This is a genomic window from Brevibacillus sp. FIR094 (assembly GCF_050477165.1).
GTDB lineage: Bacteria > Bacillota > Bacilli > Brevibacillales > Brevibacillaceae > Brevibacillus.
This window is the reverse complement of the sequence record NZ_JBEAES010000019.1, coordinates 1-22861: the sequence shown is the minus strand read 5'-3', so window position 1 is coordinate 22861 and position 22861 is coordinate 1. Positions and strand designations below refer to the sequence as shown.

The 22861-nt window shown below is 47.9% G+C and carries 20 protein-coding genes and 1 riboswitch; of the genes, 12 read left to right on the top strand and 8 right to left on the bottom strand.

What is annotated here, in order from left to right; genetic code table 11:
- Nucleotides 1–47: 47 nt before the first annotated feature.
- Nucleotides 48–1088, top strand: coding sequence for a phosphoribosylformylglycinamidine cyclo-ligase (gene purM / locus ACQ5DJ_RS17850; protein ID WP_429843650.1), 1041 nt, complete (start codon nt 48–50; stop codon nt 1086–1088).
- Nucleotides 1082–1690, top strand: coding sequence for a phosphoribosylglycinamide formyltransferase (gene purN, locus ACQ5DJ_RS17845; RefSeq protein ID WP_429843649.1), 609 nt, complete (start codon nt 1082–1084; stop codon nt 1688–1690). Before purM ends, purN begins: the two co-directional genes overlap by 7 nt.
- A gap of 60 nt (nt 1691–1750) precedes the next feature.
- On the opposite strand, the gene ACQ5DJ_RS17840 is transcribed toward purN, so the two are convergent.
- Both ACQ5DJ_RS17840 and ACQ5DJ_RS17835 read right to left on the bottom strand, forming a co-directional pair.
- Nucleotides 1751–2686 carry a magnesium transporter CorA family protein gene (locus ACQ5DJ_RS17840; protein WP_429843648.1) on the bottom strand — a complete coding sequence of 312 codons (936 nt, stop codon included), beginning with the start codon at nt 2684–2686 and terminating at the stop codon, nt 1751–1753.
- A gap of 293 nt (nt 2687–2979) precedes the next feature.
- A riboswitch (M-box (ykoK) riboswitch) is annotated at nt 2980–3148 on the bottom strand.
- Between the two features lie 119 nt (nt 3149–3267).
- Nucleotides 3268–5382 carry an EAL domain-containing protein gene (locus ACQ5DJ_RS17835; RefSeq protein WP_429843647.1) on the bottom strand — a complete coding sequence of 705 codons (2115 nt, stop codon included), beginning with the start codon at nt 5380–5382 and terminating at the stop codon, nt 3268–3270.
- A 170-nt stretch (nt 5383–5552) separates the two neighbouring features.
- On the opposite strand from ACQ5DJ_RS17835, the gene ACQ5DJ_RS17830 reads away from it, so the two are divergent.
- The 3 genes from ACQ5DJ_RS17830 (at nt 5553) to purD (ending at nt 9019) form a co-directional block, all read left to right on the top strand.
- Nucleotides 5553–5930, top strand: coding sequence for a hypothetical protein (locus ACQ5DJ_RS17830; protein ID WP_429843646.1), 378 nt, complete (start codon nt 5553–5555; stop codon nt 5928–5930).
- Nucleotides 5931–6110: 180 nt separating this feature from the next.
- Nucleotides 6111–7661, top strand: a complete 1551-nt coding sequence (purH, locus tag ACQ5DJ_RS17825) for a bifunctional phosphoribosylaminoimidazolecarboxamide formyltransferase/IMP cyclohydrolase (protein ID WP_429843645.1) — start codon at nt 6111–6113, stop codon at nt 7659–7661.
- A gap of 80 nt (nt 7662–7741) precedes the next feature.
- Nucleotides 7742–9019: a phosphoribosylamine--glycine ligase gene (gene purD / locus ACQ5DJ_RS17820; protein ID WP_429843644.1), complete on the top strand. Its 1278-nt coding sequence runs from the start codon at nt 7742–7744 to the stop codon at nt 9017–9019.
- Nucleotides 9020–9540: 521 nt separating this feature from the next.
- Here purD and ACQ5DJ_RS17815 read toward each other — a convergent pair.
- From ACQ5DJ_RS17815 to ACQ5DJ_RS17800, 4 genes are all read right to left on the bottom strand, one after another.
- Nucleotides 9541–10749: an MFS transporter gene (locus ACQ5DJ_RS17815; RefSeq protein ID WP_429843643.1), complete on the bottom strand. Its 1209-nt coding sequence runs from the start codon at nt 10747–10749 to the stop codon at nt 9541–9543.
- Nucleotides 10750–10760: 11 nt separating this feature from the next.
- Nucleotides 10761–11144, bottom strand: a complete 384-nt coding sequence (locus ACQ5DJ_RS17810; protein WP_429843642.1) for a MarR family winged helix-turn-helix transcriptional regulator — start codon at nt 11142–11144, stop codon at nt 10761–10763.
- A 172-nt stretch (nt 11145–11316) separates the two neighbouring features.
- On the bottom strand, nt 11317–11451 hold the full coding sequence (locus ACQ5DJ_RS17805; RefSeq protein ID WP_007717348.1) for an EYxxD motif small membrane protein: 135 nt from the start codon (nt 11449–11451) through the stop codon (nt 11317–11319).
- A gap of 18 nt (nt 11452–11469) precedes the next feature.
- Nucleotides 11470–12009, bottom strand: coding sequence for a YgaP family membrane protein (locus tag ACQ5DJ_RS17800; protein ID WP_429843641.1), 540 nt, complete (start codon nt 12007–12009; stop codon nt 11470–11472).
- Nucleotides 12010–12201: 192 nt separating this feature from the next.
- Here ACQ5DJ_RS17800 and ACQ5DJ_RS17795 point away from each other — a divergent pair, with 192 nt between their 5' ends.
- The 7 genes from ACQ5DJ_RS17795 to ACQ5DJ_RS17765 all read left to right on the top strand — a co-directional run bounded on the left by ACQ5DJ_RS17795 (nt 12202) and on the right by ACQ5DJ_RS17765 (nt 20870).
- The gene (locus ACQ5DJ_RS17795; protein ID WP_429843722.1) at nt 12202–13959 is read left to right on the top strand and encodes an adenine deaminase C-terminal domain-containing protein; all 1758 of its coding nucleotides are present in this window, start codon (nt 12202–12204) and stop codon (nt 13957–13959) included.
- A 215-nt stretch (nt 13960–14174) separates the two neighbouring features.
- On the top strand, nt 14175–15410 hold the full coding sequence (locus tag ACQ5DJ_RS17790; protein WP_429843640.1) for a branched-chain amino acid ABC transporter substrate-binding protein: 1236 nt from the start codon (nt 14175–14177) through the stop codon (nt 15408–15410).
- Nucleotides 15411–15471: 61 nt separating this feature from the next.
- The gene (locus tag ACQ5DJ_RS17785) at nt 15472–16518 is read left to right on the top strand and encodes a branched-chain amino acid ABC transporter permease (RefSeq protein ID WP_173618357.1); all 1047 of its coding nucleotides are present in this window, start codon (nt 15472–15474) and stop codon (nt 16516–16518) included.
- Between the two features lie 9 nt (nt 16519–16527).
- A complete protein-coding gene (locus ACQ5DJ_RS17780) occupies nt 16528–17811 on the top strand; it encodes a branched-chain amino acid ABC transporter permease (RefSeq protein WP_429843639.1) in 1284 nt (427 codons plus the stop codon).
- 21 nt (nt 17812–17832) lie between these two features.
- On the top strand, nt 17833–18609 hold the full coding sequence (locus ACQ5DJ_RS17775; protein WP_144617864.1) for an ABC transporter ATP-binding protein: 777 nt from the start codon (nt 17833–17835) through the stop codon (nt 18607–18609).
- 14 nt (nt 18610–18623) lie between these two features.
- A complete protein-coding gene (locus ACQ5DJ_RS17770) occupies nt 18624–19331 on the top strand; it encodes an ABC transporter ATP-binding protein (RefSeq protein ID WP_429843638.1) in 708 nt (235 codons plus the stop codon).
- 81 nt (nt 19332–19412) lie between these two features.
- Nucleotides 19413–20870, top strand: coding sequence for a PLP-dependent aminotransferase family protein (locus ACQ5DJ_RS17765; RefSeq protein WP_429843637.1), 1458 nt, complete (start codon nt 19413–19415; stop codon nt 20868–20870).
- 170 nt (nt 20871–21040) lie between these two features.
- Here the strand turns inward: ACQ5DJ_RS17765 and ACQ5DJ_RS17760 are convergent, their stop codons facing one another.
- Together ACQ5DJ_RS17760 and ACQ5DJ_RS17755 are read right to left on the bottom strand one after the other, a co-directional pair.
- Entirely contained in the window at nt 21041–21304 is a 264-nt protein-coding gene (locus ACQ5DJ_RS17760) for a hypothetical protein (protein WP_429843636.1), read from the bottom strand.
- Nucleotides 21305–21582: 278 nt separating this feature from the next.
- Nucleotides 21583–22119 carry a hypothetical protein gene (locus ACQ5DJ_RS17755; protein WP_429843635.1) on the bottom strand — a complete coding sequence of 179 codons (537 nt, stop codon included), beginning with the start codon at nt 22117–22119 and terminating at the stop codon, nt 21583–21585.
- Nucleotides 22120–22861 lie beyond the last annotated feature (742 nt).

Below are 22861 nucleotides of genomic sequence, written 5' to 3'. Positions count from 1 at the left end.
TTATGAACAACCGCTAATACAAGCACCTCTTGCTAGGGGGAGAAACGATGAGTGAAGCATATAAACAAGCTGGTGTAGACATCGATGCGGGCAACGAAGCCGTCGAACGCATGAAAAAGCACGTCAAACGAACATTCCGCCCGGAAGTTATGACGGATTTAGGCGGGTTCGGAGCGCTGTTTCGCCTGGATACCAAAAAATACGAGAAACCGATTCTCGTTTCCGGCACAGATGGGGTAGGAACCAAGCTGAAGCTCGCTTTTGCCATGGACAAACACGATACAATCGGCATCGATGCTGTCGCTATGTGCGTCAATGACGTAGTGGTTCAAGGGGCAGAGCCGCTCTTTTTCCTCGATTATCTGGCAGTAGATAAGGTCATTCCGGAAAAAATCGAAGCGATTGTCAAAGGGATCGCGGAAGGCTGTTCCCAGTCCGGCTGCTCGCTGATTGGCGGGGAGACTGCTGAGATGCCTGGCATGTATGCAGAAGGTGAATACGACATCGCAGGTTTTACCGTAGGTGTCGTGGACGAGGACAAAATGATTACGGGAGCGTCCGTGGCAGCTGGCGATGTACTGATCGGTCTGGCTTCCAGCGGCGTGCACAGCAACGGTTTCTCACTCGTTCGCAAGGTTCTTTTGGCAGACAAAGGCATGTCCCTGCATGATCATGTTGACGTATTGGGCAAAAAGCTCGGCGAAGAGCTGCTGACACCGACCCGCATTTACGTGAAGCAAGTGCTATCCGTTCTTGAGTCTCATGAAGTAAAAGCTCTGGCACACATCACAGGTGGCGGCTTTACTGAAAACATTCCACGCGTGCTTCCAGAAGGAATGCAGGCTGTGATCAACGTTGGCTCCTGGCCGGTGCTGCCGATCTTCGAGCTGGTACAAGAGGCGGGTAACATCTCTTACCCGGATATGTACAAAACGTTCAACATGGGAATTGGCATGATGCTCGTCGTGAAGCCAGAAGACGCAGTGAGTGTGATGGAAAAGCTGCAAGAGCTGGGAGAACAGGCGTATTTGCTCGGACATATTCAAGCGGGAGAGCGCAAAGTCGTATACAACGGGGTGGAATGGTGAGAAGGCTGGCCATTTTCGCCTCAGGCAGCGGCTCCAACTTTGAAGCGATCGTGCAGGCTGCACAGGACGGCAGACTCACAGGTATAGAAGTAGCCTTGCTCGTGTGCGACAAGCCCGGTGCCAAGGTTTTGGAACGGGCAGAGCGTTTAGGGATCGACGCCTTTGTTTTTCAACCGAAGGAGTATGCAGATAAGGCTGCTTTTGAGCGGGAAATAGTGGCGCAGCTCCAAAAACGCGATATATCGCTGGTTGTGCTGGCAGGCTACATGCGGTTGGTGGGCGACACTCTTTTGTCTTCTTACGAAGGAAAAATCATCAATCTGCATCCGTCGCTTTTGCCTGCTTTCCCAGGAAAAGACGCGATTGGTCAGGCACTCGCATACGGGGTAAAGATAACGGGGGTAACGGTACATCTGGTTGATGCCGGTCTGGACACAGGACCGATCATTGCCCAGATTCCTGTAGCGGTGCAAGATGCAGATACGGCAGAGACTTTGGCGGCTCGCATCCATGCTGTGGAGCATGAGCTTTTGGTGAAGGTCATTGGCTATTTAGCAGAAGAGAGAGTGAAGCTGGAAGGAAGGCTTGTCCAGCTAACGTAAATCGAGAGATAAAGAAGGAACCGACATCCTTTTACGATGTCGGTTTTTTGGTCATTCGTTTTAGAAATACTTCTTTCTCCAAAACAGGAGGGCTGTTACGGACGTAATGGCGGTGGACATGATCATAATGATCGTGAATGCGTGCGGATGATCCTGTAGAGGAAGCGGGACGTTCATGCCATAAAAGGTGCCGATCACCATAGGTAAGGTGATGACAATGGTAATGGCGGTCAACAGCTTCACTACGCGATTCAGATTGTTGGAGATGACGGAGCCAAAGCCATTCATGATGTTCCCTAAAATGGCGGTATAGATTTCCGTCATTTTGATGGCCTGCTTGGTTTCGATTTTTACTTCTTCCAGCAGTTCCTTATCTTCCTCGTACATTTTCAAATAACTGCCACTCCGAAGTAGGGAGATCAACAGACTGTTCGTTTCCAGGGACGTCGAAAAATAAACGAGGCTTTTCTGCAATTCTAGCAAGGTAAGCAGTTCATTGTTTTTCGTCGATTGTCGCAACGATTTTTCCATCGTTTCTGTCTGCTTGTTTATTTTTTTCAAGTAATGCAAATAATCATGCGACGTATTCGATAAAATTTGTAGGACGAACCGGTTTCGCATGGGCGTGTGAAAGTTTTTCACTTTCCCTTGGACGAACTCATTCATGACAGCCGTTTCTACCAGGCAAACCGTTAAGATATAATCTTCCATCACCATGATTCCCAACGGAACCGTCGTATAGTTGTCCTTCGTCCCTTCCTTCGTGGAGACTGGGATGTCCACGTAGAGCTTCACGCGGTTTCCATCCTTGTCGATCCGTCCGATTTCTTCGTCATCAAGGGCATCCTGTAAAAAATGACGGTCAATCGACAACTCCCTGACGACTTGTTGCTTTTCTTGCTCAGAAGGATCGGTCAGATGGATCCAGCAGCCTTTTTCAAATTGATGCAGTTCTTCTATTTTTCCTATGGTATTCGTTTTATAAATGTTCAACATGGTTTTCTCATCCTTTCGCAAATAAGGATCGGAGGGATACGACCATGTTGCGCAAGCATGTCTACATATAGATACTTACATACACTCGCCCCATAAAAAGGGAAAATGTCAAATAAGGAATGGGGAACATGCCGCAGCGCCACAAGGCCAGAAAATTCTCCGAACACAATATTGATTGCAGTTATTCATTCGGCAACTTGGACTACTGTCCATTAAAACGTTCCCCCCTTTCAAAATAAAAACCCTCTAGCGGGAATCTAGAGGGTTAGAAAAGTGCACAAAAAAACACCACTTTTTCTCCCCCTACCAGAGCTTTGGCACTATACAACGTAAAGGAAACATTCCTTAGCCACCTTAAGAAAAGCCTTAGCTCGGCAGTTCCTGTTCTACCCATTGGCATCTTTCGATATTTCCGGGCAGTGGCCTATGTTTGTATAGGAGCCTCACCTAACGAGGATGAATGATTGACTTTGTCATCGTATTCTTGTCACCAATATTTGTCAACCATGTTTTCTCGTCCTACATTCATGTTATTCATGTCCTCTCATACGGTGTCGGCTTCTAACTATGACCGACTCACCCTATTTTGCTGCGATGTTTGCCAACAACCACTCACATTCCGTTGCTGAAATAGGTTTGCTGAAAAAATAGCCTTGAAAAGTGCTGCAGCCAAGCGAGCGTAAAAATTCCAGCTGCGCTTCTGTCTCCACACCCTCTGCTACTAGAGAAAGACTCAAGCTATGTGCCATGGCAGCAATCGCGGACACGATGGACGTATTGGTGGACATGTTACGCATAAAAGACTGATCGATTTTCAAAGAGTTGATTGGGAGCGACTGCAAGCAGCTTAACGAGCTATAGCCTGTCCCGAAATCATCGATGGAAATATGGATCCCCATGTCTTGAAGTGCCTGAAGACGCGGGATGATTGTATCGAGTCGATGCATGGCAATGCTCTCGGTAATTTCAAGCTCAAGGTAAGCAGGGGAAAGTCCTGTCTTCTGCAACGTTTGCTGGACCATGGTCACTAGATGCTTGTCTTGCAACTGGCGCATGGATAAGTTTACGGCGAGACGTACAGGTGGCAAGCCTTGCTGCTGCCATTCCACGCATTGTTGGCAGGCCTTGTCCAGCACCCATTGACCGATTGGGATGATCAAGCCCGTTTCCTCGGCTAGGGGAATGAAATCAAGAGGGGACACAATTCCGTATACAGGATGCTGCCAACGAATCAAGGCTTCCAGGCCGACAATCTTTTCATGATCGTACTGTGGCTGGTAATGCAGCTTAAACTCGTTGTTATCCAATGCGGTTCGAAGACCGGCTTCTAGCATCATTTTTTTGGCGAGAGCAATATTCAGTTCGTGGCAAAAAAACTGATAGTTGTTTCTGCCGTGTTCCTTGGCTTGGTACATCGCTGTGTCCGCATTTTTTATCAAGGTTTCAGCGTCAGTCCCATCTTGAGGGAAGAGACTGATGCCCATACTGGTAGTGACCACGAAGCTTTGGTTGCCCAAAAGGATCGGTGAGATGAGTTTTTGCATGAGTTTTTCAGCAAAATCCAGCGCATCATCGTGAGCCATTCCTGGCAGGATGATGGTAAATTCGTCCCCGCCTAGACGGCAAACGGTATCATGAGGACCGACGCTGTCTCGCAAGCGCTCGGCAACTTGCGTAAGCAGACGATCCCCGGTGGAATGGCCGAGTGTATCGTTAATGTATTTGAAGCGATCCAAGTCCAGAAACAGGATCGCAAGGGGTTGTGCTTGGTGAGAGGCATGGAGTAGCGAATCTTCCAGCTTGCTTTGGAATAAGGAGCGATTGGGCAGCCCTGTCAGGGTATCATGGTAGGCAAGGTAGTGAATCATTCTCTCGGTTTCTTTGCGCTTGGTAATATCTTTGGCAATGACAAAATAGCCGACATTGGTCTCGTTTACGACAATAGGGACAACGGTGGCGTTTAGCTCAATGCGCGTTCCATTTTGATGGAGCACAGACAGATCGTAATTATCGGATACGCCTTTTTGTGTATGACGTGACATGGAGAGGACACGCTTGACACCTTCTTTGTCCAGCAACTGTTGAAAGGACTGGTTGCGAAGATCATTCAGGCTGTAGCCGGTGACGACTTCAAACGCCGGATTCAGATTCAAGAACTTGCCTGCCAGATCAAGCCAGCATACGATGTCCGGGTTGTGTTCAAACAGTGATTTGTAGCGCTGCTCGCTAACCTCTAGCCGTTGCTCAGCCCATTTGCGCTCCGTAATATCGTAGGTAACGATCAGGGCACCAACAGGTTCACCAGATGCTTGGGTGAGGAGCTTCCCATTGGCTACGAGAATCGAAACGGCTTTTCCGCTCGGTTGTGTCCATAATTCCTGGTCATTGACGATTTCCCCGCGTAATACTCGAACAGACGGCAACTCCCCAAAAGCTACAGGAGTAATGCCGTCTGGATGATAAAAGGCAGAAGAGCCGTATGTTTGCTCATGCAGATTTATCGGTTCGGACATGTCGAAGTGTTTGGCAGCTTTGTTGAAAAAAAGGACATTGCCGTCAAGCCCGTAAACAGTCACCCCTGCTTCCATATGCTCCAAGATCGGTTGTAAAAGGGCTTCATGTAGGGTAGAGGACGACAAGCCACCCAAAGAACCGTCAACAGGCGGAGAAAACAGAGAATTTCGAATAAAGTTCATAGGGGCCCCCGGACTGTTGGATTTTGTTGGTATCATGTAAATGTTATAGGAAAGTGAAAATTATTGTCAATATTTGGGCAGCTTTCCTTCCTCCGCGAATCATGACAAACCAAATCAACTCTTGTGACATACAGTAAGAGAGGGATATTCCCACAAAGGGAGGGGCCGACTTGAGCGGAGATTTTGTTTCGAACTTGCTCGATAAGCTAAGCCAAAAAACAGGGCGGCAATGGACGCTTAACGATATTATGAAGCTAGCGGAAAAAATGCCGAAGGGCGGAGCCAATGTAGATACGTTGCTCGATGAGCTGGGAAACATGGGATTCGAAGTGCCAGAGGAGACGAAAGAGCGCGTCAGGGATCGTGTAAAGGACGGCCAATCCATCTCCATGGAAGAGTTAGGGAACTTAATGCCCAAAGAGGTCAAGGCGAAGAGCCGCAAGTCGAAGAAGCCGATCAAGCCAATCAGGGCGACTGCCAAAAACAAACCAATCTCACTGTCAGATCGCATCAAAAAGCTATCAGGCAAAGGCAAGAAAAAACGATAACTTCATCAAACAAATGCAGATGTATGCAGTCGCAAGTGCCGAACAGGCATGAGCGGCTGCGTTTGTTTTCCTGACGAAGTTGTTGATAATAGCGTACAATTAATTTATAATATGTAAGTATTGTTCGTGTTTTGGTCAATAGTTACCCATGTTTTCACTAAAATTCAGGAGGTTCTATCCGTGAGTGTGAAAAAAGCGTTGATCAGCGTTTCTGACAAGACAGGATTGATTCCGTTTGCCCGTCGATTGGTAGCCGCGGGGGTACAGATCATTTCTACCGGGGGTACGGCTTCCCTCTTAAAAGCAGAGGGAGTTCCCGTCATTGGCATTTCTGAAGTGACTGGATTTCCAGAAATTTTGGACGGTCGCGTCAAAACGTTGCATCCCAATATCCACAGCGGCCTCTTGGCTGTAAGGGACAGTGAAGCGCATGTGCAGCAACTAAAAGACCTTGGGATTGAAACCATTGATCTGGTTGTCGTGAACCTTTATCCTTTCAAGGAAACGATAGCGAAGCCAGACGTGACATATGAAGATGCCATTGAGAATATTGATATTGGTGGACCAACGATGCTGCGTTCTGCTGCGAAAAATCACGCGTTCGTCAGTGTCGTAGTCGATGCAGCCGATTATGAAAAAGTAGCAGAAGAAATTGAAACAAATGGCGATACTACGCTAGAAACCCGTCGCAAGCTGGCTGCAAAAGTATTCCGTCATACAGCTGCTTATGATGCCTTGATCTCTCGCTATTTGAGTGAGCAGGTGGGCGAACTGTTGCCTGAGAGCTACACGGTCACTTACGAGAAAGCACAGGATTTACGTTATGGGGAAAATCCACATCAACGTGCGGCATTTTACCGTGAGCCGTTATCGGATCAGTTGAGCATCGGGAATGCTAGCCAACTGCAAGGAAAAGAGCTTTCCTATAACAATATCAATGACGCAGATGCAGCGTTGGCGATTGTACGCGAATTCGCTGAACCAGCTGTCGTTGCGATCAAGCACTCCAACCCTTGTGGAGTAGGGATCGGCACTGATATTCGCGCCGCTTACCAAAAAGCGTACGAAGCAGACCCTGTCTCTATTTTCGGTGGGATCGTGGCTGCAAACCGCTCGATTGACCGTGACACCGCACTCGCAATGAAAGAGATTTTCTTGGAAATTATCATTGCACCAGACTTCACCGAAGAGGCGTTGGCTGTTCTGGCTGAGAAAAAGAACCTGCGTCTCTTGCGTATTCCTGCGCTGAATGAACCAGCCAAAAAAGTGGACAATCTGTTCCGCGTGGCTCCTGTTGCAGGCGGGGCACTCATTCAAGACTTCGACTACAAGCAGCTCGAAGAAAGCGAGATTCAAGTGGTCACAGACCGCAAGCCTTCGGAAGAGGAGCTGGCACAGCTGAAATTCGCTTGGAAGGTCGTCAAGCACGTCAAATCGAATGCGATTCTTTTGGCAAAAGACAATATGACTATCGGCGTGGGGGCAGGCCAGATGAACCGCGTTGGGGCAGCGAAAATCGCCATCGAGCAGGCAGGTGCATTGGCAAGTGGCGCGGTTATGGCTTCGGATGCATTTTTCCCGATGGGAGATACCGTGGAAGCGGCAGCCAAAGCAGGAATTACCGCAATCATCCAGCCAGGCGGCTCCATTCGCGATCAAGAATCGATTGATGCTTGCAACCGAGCGGGCATTGCGATGATCTTTACCGGCACTCGTCACTTCAAGCACTAAAAGAGGCTATTCGGGAGTAACGTTCGCTTTTTTAAACACGTACTAAAGAGTGGATCACCTCTCACACAGGAGGAAATACGATGAAAATATTAGTGATCGGCGGTGGCGGTCGAGAACACACGATTGCCTGGAAGCTGTTGCAGAGCTCTAAAGTGACAAAGGTATACTGTGCGCCAGGAAATGGGGGCACCGCTCAAGTCGCACAAAACGTGCCGATTGGCGTCCATGATTTTGCTGCACTGGCTCAATTCGTCAAAGATGAGGGAATTGATCTGACTGTCGTTGGCCCGGAAGATCCTTTGCTGGCGGGGATTGTGGACTTTTTCCAGGAGCGCAATCTGCCGATCTATGGCCCGAACCAAAAAGCGGCAATGATCGAGGGTAGCAAGTCTTTTGCGAAAAGTTTAATGAAGCGCTACGAGATTCCAACGTCTGCCTATGAATCGTTCCTGGATTACGAATCGGCGAGTGTGTACGTGAGAGAGCAGGGAGCTCCTATCGTTGTCAAAGCGGATGGCTTGGCAGCAGGGAAAGGGGTCGTTGTCGCGGAAACGGTGGAGGAAGCGGAAGAGGCACTCCGTCAGATCATGCAGGAAAGCGTCTTTGGTGAAGCAGGAGCGCGTGTGGTCATTGAGGAGTGCATGTTCGGTGAAGAACTGTCACTGTTGTCTTTCGTCGATGGCGAGACAGTTAAGCCGATGATTACTTCTCAGGATCATAAGCGAATCTTCAATGATGACCGCGGCCCAAATACAGGTGGCATGGGAACATACGCCCCAGTACCGCAAATGTCTGCTGAGTTGGTGGACGAAATCGTCAAAACAATTGTCCAGCCGATGGCGTCAGGGATGGCCAAGGATGGTATTCCATTCAAAGGCATTCTCTATACAGGTCTGATGATTACGGAGCAAGGACCGAAAGTCGTGGAATTCAATGCGCGTTTTGGCGATCCAGAGACACAGGTGCTCTTGCCATTGCTCGAAACAGATTTGCTCGATATTTTTGTCGGAACGATCAATGGCGAGCTCGATGCAGTTGATGTGACATGGAAAAAAGGAAGTGCTGTCTGTGTCGTCATGGCAGCGCCGGGTTATCCGGGAGAATATCCAAAGGGTGCGTTGATTCAGGGACTGGGTCAGGCAAACGAGGGAGCGACGGTGTTTCACGCAGGTACGAAGGCAACCGAGGAAGGCATCGTTACGAGCGGTGGTCGTGTGCTTGGCGTCGTGGCAACCGGAGCGGATTTGGCGCAAGCGCGTGAGACAGCGTATGCGAAGGTGCAAGGGATCGCGTTTGATGGGGCGCAGTACCGCACGGATATTGCGGCACGAGCGATGAAGTATCAGCAAAAGGGATAAAAAAAGAACAAGCTGTTCCTTCTGTAGAAATTTCTACTGGGGGAACAGCTTTTTTTAATGTGCGGAAGGGAGGAACGAACGAAGAGGAGCAATTGTGCAGTACTTTATTTAGGAAAACTTCCTGTAGTAGGTTGTGTCACTGACGAGCACCTGACTGTGTCCAATAGCACAATAATTAATAAAACTATTCCTTACAAAAGGAGTAGTTTTATTTGTATAATGCCAATAATAGTAAAGTTTAGGGGAGTAGAGGTATTTATGGGGAGTGTAGGTTACCCAGCTATTATAGTTATGGTAGTTTTGGTAATTGTCGCTGCAGTAATCGTATATAGCTTAACAGCACCGAAGAAAAGAAAGAGGCGCTAATAAGCGCCTGCCTAAGTAGCTTTTCAAGATCCAAGATAACATTTAGAAACATACTAGCTTGGTGATCTGACGATGAATGGACAAGGGCCAAAATGCTCGGCGTCCAGCATGCAAAGTGATCTGTTATACGGTGAGAACAAGGTAGTAAACTTCTCTTACATCCCCACGTTTTCACTCGCAATGGCCGCTTTTTTCGCTTTGGCCGCAGCCAGCTGCGAAAGGATATAAACGATGAGGAACAGCAGCAAGCACGTTGCCGACCAGCGGTACATGACAGAGTAGCTCGAATGTGTCGCAATGACACCGAGGAGCACAGAGCCAACTGCGATACCCAGATCGATGGAATTAAAGAACAGTCCGTTCGCCATGCCGCGTTGCTCAGGTGTGACGACCTTCACCATCCACGCCTGGATAGATGGCTGAATCATGCCATAGCCAAGCCCGTAGAAGGCAGCAGAGACGAGAAGCAAGGACTCTGTCGTTGTTAGGGACAGGAGCAAGAGGCTGATCCCGACGAAGATCGCACCGGGAGGCAGGACGGCAATGTGCCCTTTGCGATCATACAGCTTGCCGGAAAAAGGACGAATCAACACCATTGCCAGTGCATTCGTGAGGAAAAACCAGCCGACATTCTCAATGTGGGCTTCTTTTCCGTACAAGGCCAAAAAGCTAAGAATCCCGCCATACGTAATGGATAGACAAAAATTCAATCCAGCTGGAAGCAGCAGCTTTTTATCATAGAACCGGCGAATGCCTGTGACAGTTTGTGCGTTCACGGACGACACAGGAAGCTGATTGTAGGCGCGGATAAAATGCATCAACGGAAAAATAATGGCAACCAGCATCACGAGAACCATGAGCATCCAGCCAAACCCAAACGAGTTCAACAGGCCAAGTCCAATCATCGGGCCGAGCGCCATAGCTAAGCTGGTCGATAAGCCGAAATACCCCATGCCTTCGCCGATCCGTTTGGTAGGAATCACATTGGAGACAATCGTCGGAAAGGTCGTGCTGCCCATCCCAAAGCCGATGCCGACCAAGATTCGCAACAGAAGAAAGAAAACAATGCTTCCCGCCCAGTAATAGCCTGCGCTAAAAATCGCGACGAATCCAAGTGCCAAGATAGCCAGAACCTTACTGCTTTTCGTTTTCAACGCTTCCCCAGTAAACACCCTTGCGACCACTGCCGCAAGTGAAAACAAGCTAATGACTAGGCTGACGACAAAATCATTGGCCTGATACGTTTCCTTCACATAGGCAGGGAATGTAGGGGTCTGCATTTGAACAGTGAGGAACAACAATAAATTGCATACAGTTAACAGGACAAAATCTCTCGTCCACAGTCTCTCTCTACTCTCTCCCAATACTGTCACTCCTAGTCTGTCGTTTTTCTATTGATGTTTTGGTTAATCTCCAGCAAGATTTCTCGCAAGAAGGCCAGCTTTTCAGGAGAGATCCCTTCCAATATGTCTGCAACGGCACGAGCTTCTACGGGAATCGCCTGCTCAATCCATTCCCGTCCTTTCGGGGAAAGGGTAATGATGTAGGCTCGGCGGTCTTGTTCGCTCAATGTCTTTTCGATAAAGCCTTTTTTTGCGAGTGTATCTAAAATGCGTGTCATGGAAGGTTGATCCTTGGCTGAGCGTTGGGCCAGCTCTTTTTGATTGATACCCTCTTCTTCTCGTAGCCGATAAAGGACGGCAAACTGCTCCGTGGTCAAATCAAATTCCTTTAAAAAAAGGGAGACATAATGAATCATACTCCGGTATGTATTCCCAATGAGAAATCCAACCGGTTCTTTTTGCCAATGATCGATCAGGGGAATGACCCTCTTTCGTTCGAAAATACTTGCAATGACAATTATATGTATAACAAGCAATTATGTAAATGGAAAAAACCGCCCGATGACAGGCGGCTGGTTGCTTCTCCATTTACTGACGATATCTTCCTTTTCTTCTCGACGTCCGAAAGAAGTAATATCCCATCACGCCGATGACGCCAATGATCGTGGCAATAACAAAGAAGTTATGGGACATCCATTCATACATCTGGGAGCCGACAAGCATATGCAGTGCCTCCTCTCCTTACGTGTACGTGGGGTAGCGATTGCTGCTAGTGTTATTTTCTTGGGAGCGAAAAGAGATGAACTCCCGTGCGGCCTTTTCGAGAATTTGATCCTCGGGGGTAAGCTGCGCGTTTTGCTGATTGTCGATTGGCTGTTTTTCCTGGTTTGCTGATCTTTGCGGGCTTGCAGAATACTGTATGTTTGCTTTATTTGTTGTCGCTGAAGTGTTGCTCACATCATCTTGGCTGTTGTTCAAGTCCTTGATGGGCGCAATATTCATGGAGCGTGTGAACTGATTGACTGCCATCTGCACGCCTTTTTTCTTGAGCTGATCCATCATGCCCTGCATGCCATTCCCTTTTGTCGTATTGATGCCCATCGCTGCGTACATCGGACAAAAGCGCGTAGCCCCTTCTGCTACTTTCATTGCTGAAAATGCCATGAGCAGCCATGGAGCATTGTATGGGCGACGACTCATTCTTCCGATGCCGTATGCCAAGCCTAACAGACCGCCAGTCATACGAATCATGGCATCCGTTCTACCTACGTTTTTATGCATGAGAGTTGTCCTCCTGTCGCAATTACTTCTATACGATAGTCTGCGATGAATGGCGACAAGACACCCGTGGGAATTGTTGCTACCATCTCCAAGCTTGCAGGGGAATGATTTATGGGCGACGAAGCTGTAGAGAGCAATGAATGATCGTTCATTTTTTAAATCATCAGCAGATCAGCAAGGAGAGAAGAAATGATGCGTGTACGAGCCATATCAGATCGTGATTACTTGAACATGATTCGCGTGAGCAGACGTCAGGCACCGGCAAGCCTCTGGATAAAAGGCGCAAGTGTTCTGAATGTGTATACAAAAGAATGGCAAGAGCATCACGTCGTAGTGGCAGGAGAACGTATTGCTTATGTAGGAGAAAAAGAGCCGTTGGTCGATGACCAGACCGTGATCATGGAGGCGGCTGGGCGGTATCTCGTGCCGGGTTACATCGAGCCACACGCGCATCCGTTTCAATGGTATAACCCTTACACGTTGGCTGACTTTGCTCTGCAAACGGGAACGACTGGAATGGTGTCGGACTCACTGATGCTCATGCATCTGCCTTTTTCGCAAACGGCAGCGATCATGGATTCTCTGGCAGCTCATCCAGTGAAGCAATTTTTCTGGGGTAGACTCGATCCGCAGACAGGGAAAGCTCATCCGGCGTTCACGAAGGAAAGCTTGGCGCAAATGCTGGGGCATCCACGCGTGATCCAGGGTGGGGAGTTGACGAATTGGGGCGGTGTTTTACAAGAGGATGAGACGCTGCTTTTTGGTTTGAAGCATGCGCGGGACTTGGGCAAAAGGATGGAGGGGCATCATCCGGGAGCTTCTTGTGAGACCTTGAACATTGCCGCAGCAGCTGGTGTAACAGCTTGTCATGAAGCCATCCATGCAGAAGATTTGCTGTCGCGTATCCGTTTAGGCATGTATGCGACACTGCGCCATTCCTCCATTCGCCCTGATCTGCGGGAGCTGGTGAAAGGGTGGCTTGCACTGGGGGTGCCGTGGTCATCACGGATGATGCTGACATCCGATGGAAGTACGCCGCCGATGCATCGTGACGGGTTCATGAATAGCACGATCCGTGTGGCCATCGAAGCGGGGATGCCGCCAGAGGAAGCGTATGTCATGGCGACGCTGAACCCGGCTGTCTACTATGGGCTGGACGCGGAGATCGGCGGAATTGCGCCGGGCCGAATCGCGGATATGCTGTTGTTGCATGCAAAAGATCAGCCGACACCGTCCATCGTGATTGCAAATGGACAACGGGTGGCAGAAAAGGGAATCCTGCTCGTCCCAACCGTTCAGCCACAATGGGACGAAGCTTCATTACGTTTGATAGATCCATTGCAAAAGCAGGCACATCCTGATTGGTTCCGCCTACGGCCAGATGAAGACGGTAAGGCCCCTGTGTTACAGATGCTGAATGCCGTTATTACGCGGTTGTCGCTAGAAGACATGCCCGTTGATCAGGATGGTTATGTTTCTTTGCAGCACGATCCGCAGTTGGCGCTGATCGCCACCATCGATGCGATTGGCGGTAAGCGAACGTTGGCAGTACTTCGTGGCTTCGGTGAGCATCTTGAAGGGCTGGCCAGCACCTATTCCGCGTCTGGTGATTGGATCGTAATCGGACGCCATCCCAAAGCGATGGCGCAAGCACTCGAGCGTATTCGGGAAATAAAAGGCGGGGTCGTCCTGATCGATGAGGGCAAAATGATCTGCGAATGCCCATTGCCTCTTGCTGGAAAATTCACGTCTGCGCCGATGGAGGAAGTGATCAGCATGGGTGAAAATTTGGTGAATCAGCTCCGTGCCAAAGGCCATGTCCATCTCGATCCGATTTATTCCATTCTGTTTTTTACCGCTACTCACTTGCCGTATGCGCGTCTTACGGCAAATGGCATTGTCGACATTAAGAGTGGGCAAATCGTCGTTCCGGCACTCCCTTTACCATAAGGGAGTTGTTTTTTTTGTTTGTGAATCAATGATATATGTATATAAAATATATTTTACTTCTTGTAAATTATCAGATTTATTTTAAAATAAAAACAACCAAGCTTTATCTATCTTTATCCCCGAAGAGTCATCATTTTTGAAAGTCGCAACCTGGCTAACAAGGTAGATGGATTGGTCACAAGAACAAAGAATGATAAAAGGGGGATTCATTCTGAATGAAAAAGCGTTCTTATGTCGGGGTTTTATCTGCGGTATTGGCTGCGAGTATGGCATTAACAGGTTGCGCAGGAAACAGTAATTCTAGCGGCGGAAGTAACGCAAGCGGGGGGCAAAGTCAACCAGCTCCAGGCAACAGTGGTGGCGGAACAGCCGAGGGTGGTCTCATCAAAATTGCCACACAATCCCCTCTGTCTGGGAGCAATTCTGCTGTCGGAGATGCGATTAAGACTGGCGCAGGTTACGCTCTCGAAAAGCGCAAGGAAGAGTTTAAAGCACTTGGCTTTGATCTCCAGCTTTTCCCTCAGGATGATCAAGGCGACCCGAAAATTGGGGTATCCAATGCGGAGATGCTTATCTCTGATCCCGATGTGTACGGTGTAGTTGGGCATTATAACACAGGTGTTGCGATTCCATCGTCTGTGAAGTACGAGGAAGGCAAGCTGGTCATGGTATCCCCAGCAAATACAGGGGTGAAGCTCACGGAGGAAGGCAAGAAAACCGTCCATCGAATTTGTGCTCGTGATGACGCACAAGGACCAAAGGCTGCTCTTTATGCAAAAAATACACTTGGTGTAAAAACGGCCTATATTATCCATGATAAGACAGCATACGGCCAAGGTCTGAGCGATCAAGTGAAGATGCAATTCGAAAAGGACGGGGTCCAAATCCTTGGCTTCGAGGGTATTACTCAGGGCGAAAAGGACTATAGCGCAGTACTTAACCAGGTAACGGTGAAAAAACCGGACATGATCTTTTTCGGAGGGCTTTATCCAGAAGGTGGAATTATGATCAAGCAAGCTCGTGAAAAAGGATTTAAGGGTTATTTTATGGGTGGCGACGGCTTGGATTCTTCTGATATGATAAAAATAGCCGGTGATGCTGTCGAAGGTGTAGTTTTTACGTCAGTAGCAGGGGACGTAACCCAAACCGAAGAGGGCAAGAAATGGGCTGAAGAGTACAAAAAAGTCACAAGCAAGCCTCTGGAAACCTATTCTGTCTACGGTTTCGACTCTATGAACGTCATCCTCAATGGTGTTTTGGAAGCTACCAAAGCGAACGGAGGCAAAAAACCAACCCGCGAGCAAGTCCTCGATGCAGTCCACAAGACCAAAGATTTTCAGGGTCAATTCACCAAGGTTACCTTTGATGAAAAAGGTGACAACACAAATGCAGATGTATTCATTTACAAGTTTGACAAGGACAAATCCATTTTCGTAGGCAAGGCCGAGTAATCACACCACACAACGCGCACACACGCCCATGCCTCATATCAGGATAGGGGGCTGCACGCCGGTGTTGGCCCCTTTTCCACGAGAAAACAAGTCTAGTCAACGAAATGAATGCAGAAAATTTGTACAAGTCTACAAGAGAAATGAGGGATGGGAAAGCATGATCAATATTTTGCCTCAGGTGTTGGTTGACGGATTGACACTTGGATTTATGTACGCAGTCGTGGCTTTAGGCTATACAATGGTTTACGGGATTTTGGAAATTATCAATTTTGCTCATGGAGACATTTTCATGGTCGGAGCCTTTATCGGTACAGAGGTATTATTGATCTCTGATGCGCTAGGGGCACTTGAAGGTATGAATCCATTTGTCGCACTTTTCATAACACTCATAATTGCCATGGTATTAACTGGTGCTTTGGGGGTAGGAATTGAGAGGATTGCCTATCGACCATTGCGCGGAGCACCTCGTCTTGTGCCGTTGATTTCAGCGATTGGCGTATCGTTTTTGCTGCAGGACCTCGTACGTTTTACAGAAGCACTGGCTCGTAATGAGTTTTATCTGAACAGTCCCGCTCTTTTTACAGGTTCGATTCCATTAGGAAGTATAGCTACGATTCCAACAAAAGGATTGATCGTAATTGTAATTGCGATTGTCATGATGATTGCGTTGACGTTATTTGTGAATAAAACAAAGTGGGGAATCGCCATGCGTGCCGTCGCACAAGACCAGAGTACGGCTTCGCTGATGACCATAAATGTAAACAAAGTAATCATGCTTACGTTTTTGATTGGCTCCAGCTTGGGTGGCGCTACAGGTGTTCTGTTTGCGCAAAACTACGGGACGATCGATCCGTATATCGGTTTTATTCTTGGTCTTAAAGCATTTACAGCTGCCGTACTCGGCGGGATTGGGAACCTGCGTGGTGCAATGATCGGTGGGGTACTCCTCGGTCTTCTGGAATCCCTGTCTGGTGCCTTTATGGGGCCGCTGACCAACGGAGCCTTTGGTGCAGAGTACAAAGATGTGTTTGCGTTCAGTATTTTAATTCTCGTGCTTCTCTTCAAGCCAGAAGGACTGTTTGGCGAAGCTGTAAAAGAGAAAGTGTAGGTGAAATAAATGGCAAATCTCGCTTGGAAATCATTCAAAGGAATCCCGCTCGTATTCACGTTGATCTGGATTGTAGCTTTCTCAGCCGCGCTGTACCTCATGGATAAATCGGTCATCGCGTTTCTCGGCATTCTTTCTTCCATTGTGCTTGTCTATTACACCAATACCTCCAAGAGTATTAAAATGGTGATTGGCGCTATCGTTCTCCTCCTGATCATTCCGTTGGTAGCCGGTGATAACCGTTACTACATGGAGGTAGCTTCACAGGTAGGCATCTACGTAGCGATGGCTTTGGGCTTGAATATCGTAGTAGGCTTTGCTGGTCTGCTTGACTTGGGTTACGTCGCGTTTTTTGCTGCTGGGGCTTATGCGTACGCGATATTCTCGACTTCGCAAGCGAATGAGTTTATTGCAGGGAATCTGTTCCCGCTATCTGGTGAGTGGTTTTGGCCATTTCTCATAGTCGGCCTGATTGTGGCTGCTGTTTTCGGAATATTGCTAGGATTGCCAGTTCTCAGAGTAAAGGGAGATTACCTCGCGATCGTGACCTTGGGCTTCGGTGAAATCATTCGCATTGTTTTCAACAACCTGGACAAGCCCATCAACATCACCAACGGTCCGCAGGGAATCACGCCGATTCCGTCACCTGAGCTGTTTGGGATCAAAATGGGGACGCCGTTTTACTTTTACTTCATCGTGTTGTTTGTGATTGCCTTTATCGTTTTGGCGAATATACGCTTTGAGCATTCCCGTTTGGGCCGTGCATGGATTGCGGTACGTGAGGACGAGCTGGCTGCCCAGTCCATGGGGATTTCCCTGTTGAATACCAAGCTGGCTGCATTTGCCTTGGGTGCTTCTTTCGCTGGTGTCGTGGGTGTTATCTTTGCGGCTAAGCAGACTTTTATCGATCCGACCTCCTTTACGCTGATGGAATCGATCGGGATATTGGTCATGGTCATTCTGGGTGGTAGTGGCAGCATTCCAGGCGTTGTGCTTGGTGCCGCTTTTGTCACAATCTTGCAGGTACAGCTGTTAAAAGAATTCTCCAACTTCCTGCACGGTCTGCAAAATGCGGGGATCATCAGTTTGCCTAACCAGCTGGACCCATCCAAGTTCCAGAGACTCATTTTCGGAATTATGCTCATTCTCGTTGCCTTGTATCGCCCTAACGGATTGATTCCAGCCAAACGGAAGAAAAACGATCTCGATGCGATCAAAAATAGCGAGTATGGCAAAGACAAGCTGGGGATTCTCGGCAAACTGTCCCAATTGGCTTCTGGAAAACAGTCATAGCGGACGAGGAGGGAAATGAGCATGGCATTGTTAGAGGCAAAAAATTTAACGAAGCGTTTTGGTGGCTTGGTAGCCAATCAAGACGTCTCGATTGGCATCGAAAAAGGAAGCATTACAGCGGTCATCGGTCCGAATGGGGCCGGAAAAACGACTTTTTTCAATATGATTACCGGATTTTACGAGCCAGACGAGGGAGAAATCCTGCTGAATGGCAAAAGCATCAAGAAGCTTCGTCCTGATCAGATCGCGAGTCGCGGTATCACCCGTACTTTTCAAAACATTCGTCTGTTCAAAGAAATGACGGCATTGGAAAATGTCATGGTGGGTGTGCATAGCCGCTTATCGGCAGGCATTCTCGGAATCCTGTTCAACTCCAAACGGGTACGCCAGGAGGAAGAGCGGACGCGCGTCGAGGCTTATCAGCTCATGGAGTATGTCGGGATCTCACATATTGCCAATGAAGCAGCAGGGAGTCTGCCTTACGGATTGCAACGTCGATTGGAAATTGCCCGGGCGATGGCGACCAATCCGCAAATCATTTTGCTCGATGAACCGGCGGCAGGGATGAACCCTCGCGAGACGGTTGAGATGACGGATTTTATTCGTCGGCTGAAAAAAGAGCTCGATTTGACGATTATCTTGATCGAGCATGATATGAAGCTGGTCATGGGACTTAGCGAATACATTCACGTGCTGGATTACGGGAGAAAAATTGCAGAAGGAACACCCGAGCAAATCCGTAATAACCCTAACGTCATTGAGGCCTATCTCGGAAAAAGTGCGTCGGACGTGTCGTAGAAGGAGGAAAATCGATGGCATTGCTAGAGCTGACTAACGTTCATACGTATTACGGCGGCATCCACGCATTAAAAGGATTGAGCATGACGGTAGACGAGGGCGAAGTGGTGACACTGATCGGTTCCAACGGGGCAGGCAAATCGACCACGTTGAAAACGATATGTGCGCAGACCCGTGCCAAAGAAGGAAAAGTCATCTTCAATGGCAAAGACATTACACAGATGCGTACCCATGATATTGCCTTAGCAGGAATCGCCCACGTTCCGGAAGGCCGCCGTATTTTTCCCAAGCTGACCGTACGCGAGAATTTGGAGATGGGTGCCTTCAGTGTATCCGATAAAAAGGTGATCGAAGAAGGAATCGAGCGTGCCTTTGCTTACTTTCCACGGCTGAAGGAACGGGTAAATCAAAAAGGTGGCACGATGTCCGGGGGCGAGCAGCAAATGCTGGCGATTGCTCGTGGATTGATGATGAAGCCCAAAATTCTCATGCTCGATGAACCGTCGATGGGATTGGCGCCGATTCTGGTAGAGCAGATTTTTGATATCGTTACGGAGCTGAACAAGGAAGGTATGACGATTCTCTTGGTCGAGCAAAATGCGAATCAGGCACTGTCTGTCGCGCATCGCGGTTATGTGATTCAGACAGGCGAAATTATTTTGAAAGACGACGCCCAGACATTATTGATGAATCCGCAGGTAAGAGAGGCGTATTTGGCGTAATATTGGTGTAATAGAAACGTGAGTACCGATGGGGATTTTATCTCCGTCGGTTTTTCATTTAGTCAGCGAGGAGGATGTAGCTTGATAGATATTAGTCCCCGCTTTGTAGAAGGGAGCGAGCCTCTCTATCTACAGCTTTATCGCTATTTTTGTACAGAAATACAAGGGAGGCGCCTGATCTCCGGGACGCGTCTGCCTTCTGTTCGGGCATTGAGCGGATTTTTGCATGTAAGTAAAACGACAGTCGAAAGCGCGTATCACCAGCTCATGGCAGAAGGCTACATCGAGAGCCGGGAGCGCAGCGGATTTTATGTGGTCGATGTGGACTGGGATGGGCCAGTGCCTGTACCCACAGGGAAAGAGCAGCCACCAATTAAAGCGGTTCACGTCCAAACGCCTCCACCTACGACCTCACCAGTCCCGATCCAATATGATTTTCACCAAGCGCGCGTAGATGCCGAGCATTTTCCTTTTGACCGTTGGCGCAAGTACACCAACCAATGTATGCAGGAAGAAAACAAGCATGTTCTCTACTACGGCGATCAACAAGGCGAGCCGCAGCTGCGGGAGGAGCTCGCACGCTATCTCGGACGAGCTCGGGCTGTACAAGCTACGCCAGAACAAATAGTGATCGGTGCGGGGACGCAAGTGATGATCAGCTTATTGGGGTTCTTATTCGGGACACGAGGACAGGCAGTTGCAATGGAAGAGCCGGGTTATCACGGTGTTCGTACCGTGTTTTCCCATTTGGGGTATGATGTGCGCCCGATCAAGCTAGCGGAGGATGGGATTGATGTGGAAGCGCTCAGTGAGAGTGGAGCGCAGCTGGTTTATATCACACCGTCTCATCAGGACCCGTCTGGAATTGTTATGCCGTATGCCAAACGGCTGAAGTTGCTAAACTGGGCGTATCAGACAGGCAGCTACATCATGGAGGATGACTACGATGGTGAGTTTCGCTATCATGGCAAGCCGATTCCTTCCCTTCAAGGGCTGGATACGCAAGGACGCGTCATTTATTTAGGGACGTTCTCCAAGGCGTTGCTGCCGTCGATTCGGATGAGCTATATGGTTTTGCCACAAACGTTGTTGGCGGTGTTTCAGGAGAAATTGGCGGATTTTGACCAGTCGGCATCACGTATTCATCAGGAGACGTTGGCCTTGTTCATGAAAAATGGCGATTGGGAGCGGCATATTCGCAAGATGCGGACGCTTTACCGCAAAAAGCATGGGGCGATGCTCCAGTGCTTGCAGGAACACCTTGGGGCGTACATCCGAATCAAAGGTCAGGATGCCGGGCTGTCTGTGACGGTAGAAGTAAGAAGTGAGAGCACTCCGCAACAGTTGAAGCAAATTGCGGCTGCATCAGGCGTTCGTGTCTATCCAACCGCACACAAATGGGTTCATCCGCAGGAGAATGGACTGCCGGCTTTTCAGTTTGGCTTCGGGGGGCAGACCATCGAAGAGATTGAGGCTGGAATTCGTTTGTTGAAACGTGCATGGGAGCCTTATTTGCACAAGGTTATGGGCGAGGCATAGGGATCGGGTGAAGGAAAGCTGCGTTTACGTTAACCAATCGACTAAAAAAGACAGCGACATGATTGTGTTATGTGTGTATTTCTGGAACTTTTTAAACACGAGAACACCTCCTAACCAGTCAGGGGTTCATTGTATTTTACTAATTAGTTAGAGGGTAAAGGGCTGGAAATTTACCTTTCCATAACGGCTTCATCGAAGATTTTTCTGTAATGGTGCAAATTAAATTGAGAGGCTAATGCGTCGACTGTAGACCAAAATTTATCTTCATTGAAGCCAACAAAATCTATAACAATGAACTCTGCGAGAGTATGGAAAGCATGGGCTATACGGAAATTTCTATAAAAGGTAGCCTCGTCAAAAGTACCACTGTTTTTTAGGTCTAGGAAAGCTTGATGAATTAATTTCTTATAAGCCATCTTCTTTACTTCAGTCATTAGAAAAACTCCTTTAAGCAAGCGAATTCTACTGAAGATACTGATGGAGAAGACAATTGTGATTTTGGAATCATAACGCCAAAAGCATTGGCAAAGCAACTAAAGAACATTCTATCGAAATACCAAGCTGAAACATAGAAAGAATTAGCGGTAATGCTAAATAAGCAAGAGTTATTTGAAAGGATAAATAAAGAAAAGAATGGCGATTAAACTATCCTAGTTTACCAAAAGAGAAAAAATGAAAAGCAGCATCCCAAAAAGGGAGTGCTGCTCAATAATTAGGGGACGTACTGTTCTGTAATTTTTGTGATGACTCCATTCGTTACTTCAATGTGGAATGGTAACTGATAAGGAATTCCCTTGGATAGCACGAACTTTTTAAAAGTATCGGTATTAACTGATTCATTCCAATTGAAATTGTCATCTTTTGTAGAGTTGGTTTGCAGAGTAAAGGAAGCTTTTGGAGAAACTTCAAACGTTCTAATCTTAGGACTGCTATTACGAATGTAATAGGGCATTGGATAGTCCTCTTTTTCTAATGGATGATCTTGACGATAAGCTTTTACTCCTGCCTCACCGAAAAACCATTGAATATAGTCAAGCGAGACGATTAGTTTTCCATTTTTCACTTGTATCGTTTTCACATAGGCCATTGATTTTTCAAGGGTATTTCCTTGTTTATCCTTGCTAGATGTTGGAACAATTACTTGGGGAGGAACAGGTGCAACCGATCCTTGGGGTGAACCTGCATGAGCGTCAGTACTAAACAATGTACAGAAGATCAAAGAGGTAAGCAGCAAATATGTTTTTCTCATAACAGGGTGTCATTTCCTTTCTAGTTACATGTAATACGATTCATAATTAGTAAGACGAAAAACTAACTAGACAGTTTCGCCTCAAGATGAAAAATTTACATAATATTTCTAGTGAAAAGCAGGTGAACGGATTGAGCAAAGGATTTGATCTTATATCAGACGTATATCATGTAGCTGGCGTTGATGGCGGGATAACATGTTGCTGTATATCGGGCTCATGCCGATCATTACGATTTGACCAGATTTCCTATGCTCCTTATCAGTTCCCGTTCGGAGATTCCCACTTGGTTGAAACGCGGGCGGGGTGATGGTTCCAGTAGGGGGGTTCAACTCCATGACGATGCCACAAATTTTGTTTCATGCGCAAAAAGGAGTGTGGAACCTGGAGTAGTTGGTAGCAGGTACAGTGTCTCTTTCGGTAGGAGTACGGAAAAAGCAGATCGTGTGGGCACTACTTCGCGGGAGTCATCGTCATCGCTTTATGGCGTCAGATGATGTAGCTCGCAATGATTCGGAGACAATTGCTAACAATAACACGGAGAAATGAGGAGAAGGGAGATGATAAAAAAGTCTTGAAAGTCTTGATTGTGTTAGTTGTTTTCAAGGCAGTCTTCTGGCTTTTTAAACAAAAGATTTTCTACAGCATTTTTTTAGCTAGGACCATGAATGGAAAAAGCCCTTACATGATGGTCAAGGCCCCGTTTAGTGGACAGTAAGAAAAACCCGGGCCGTTAGGCCACTA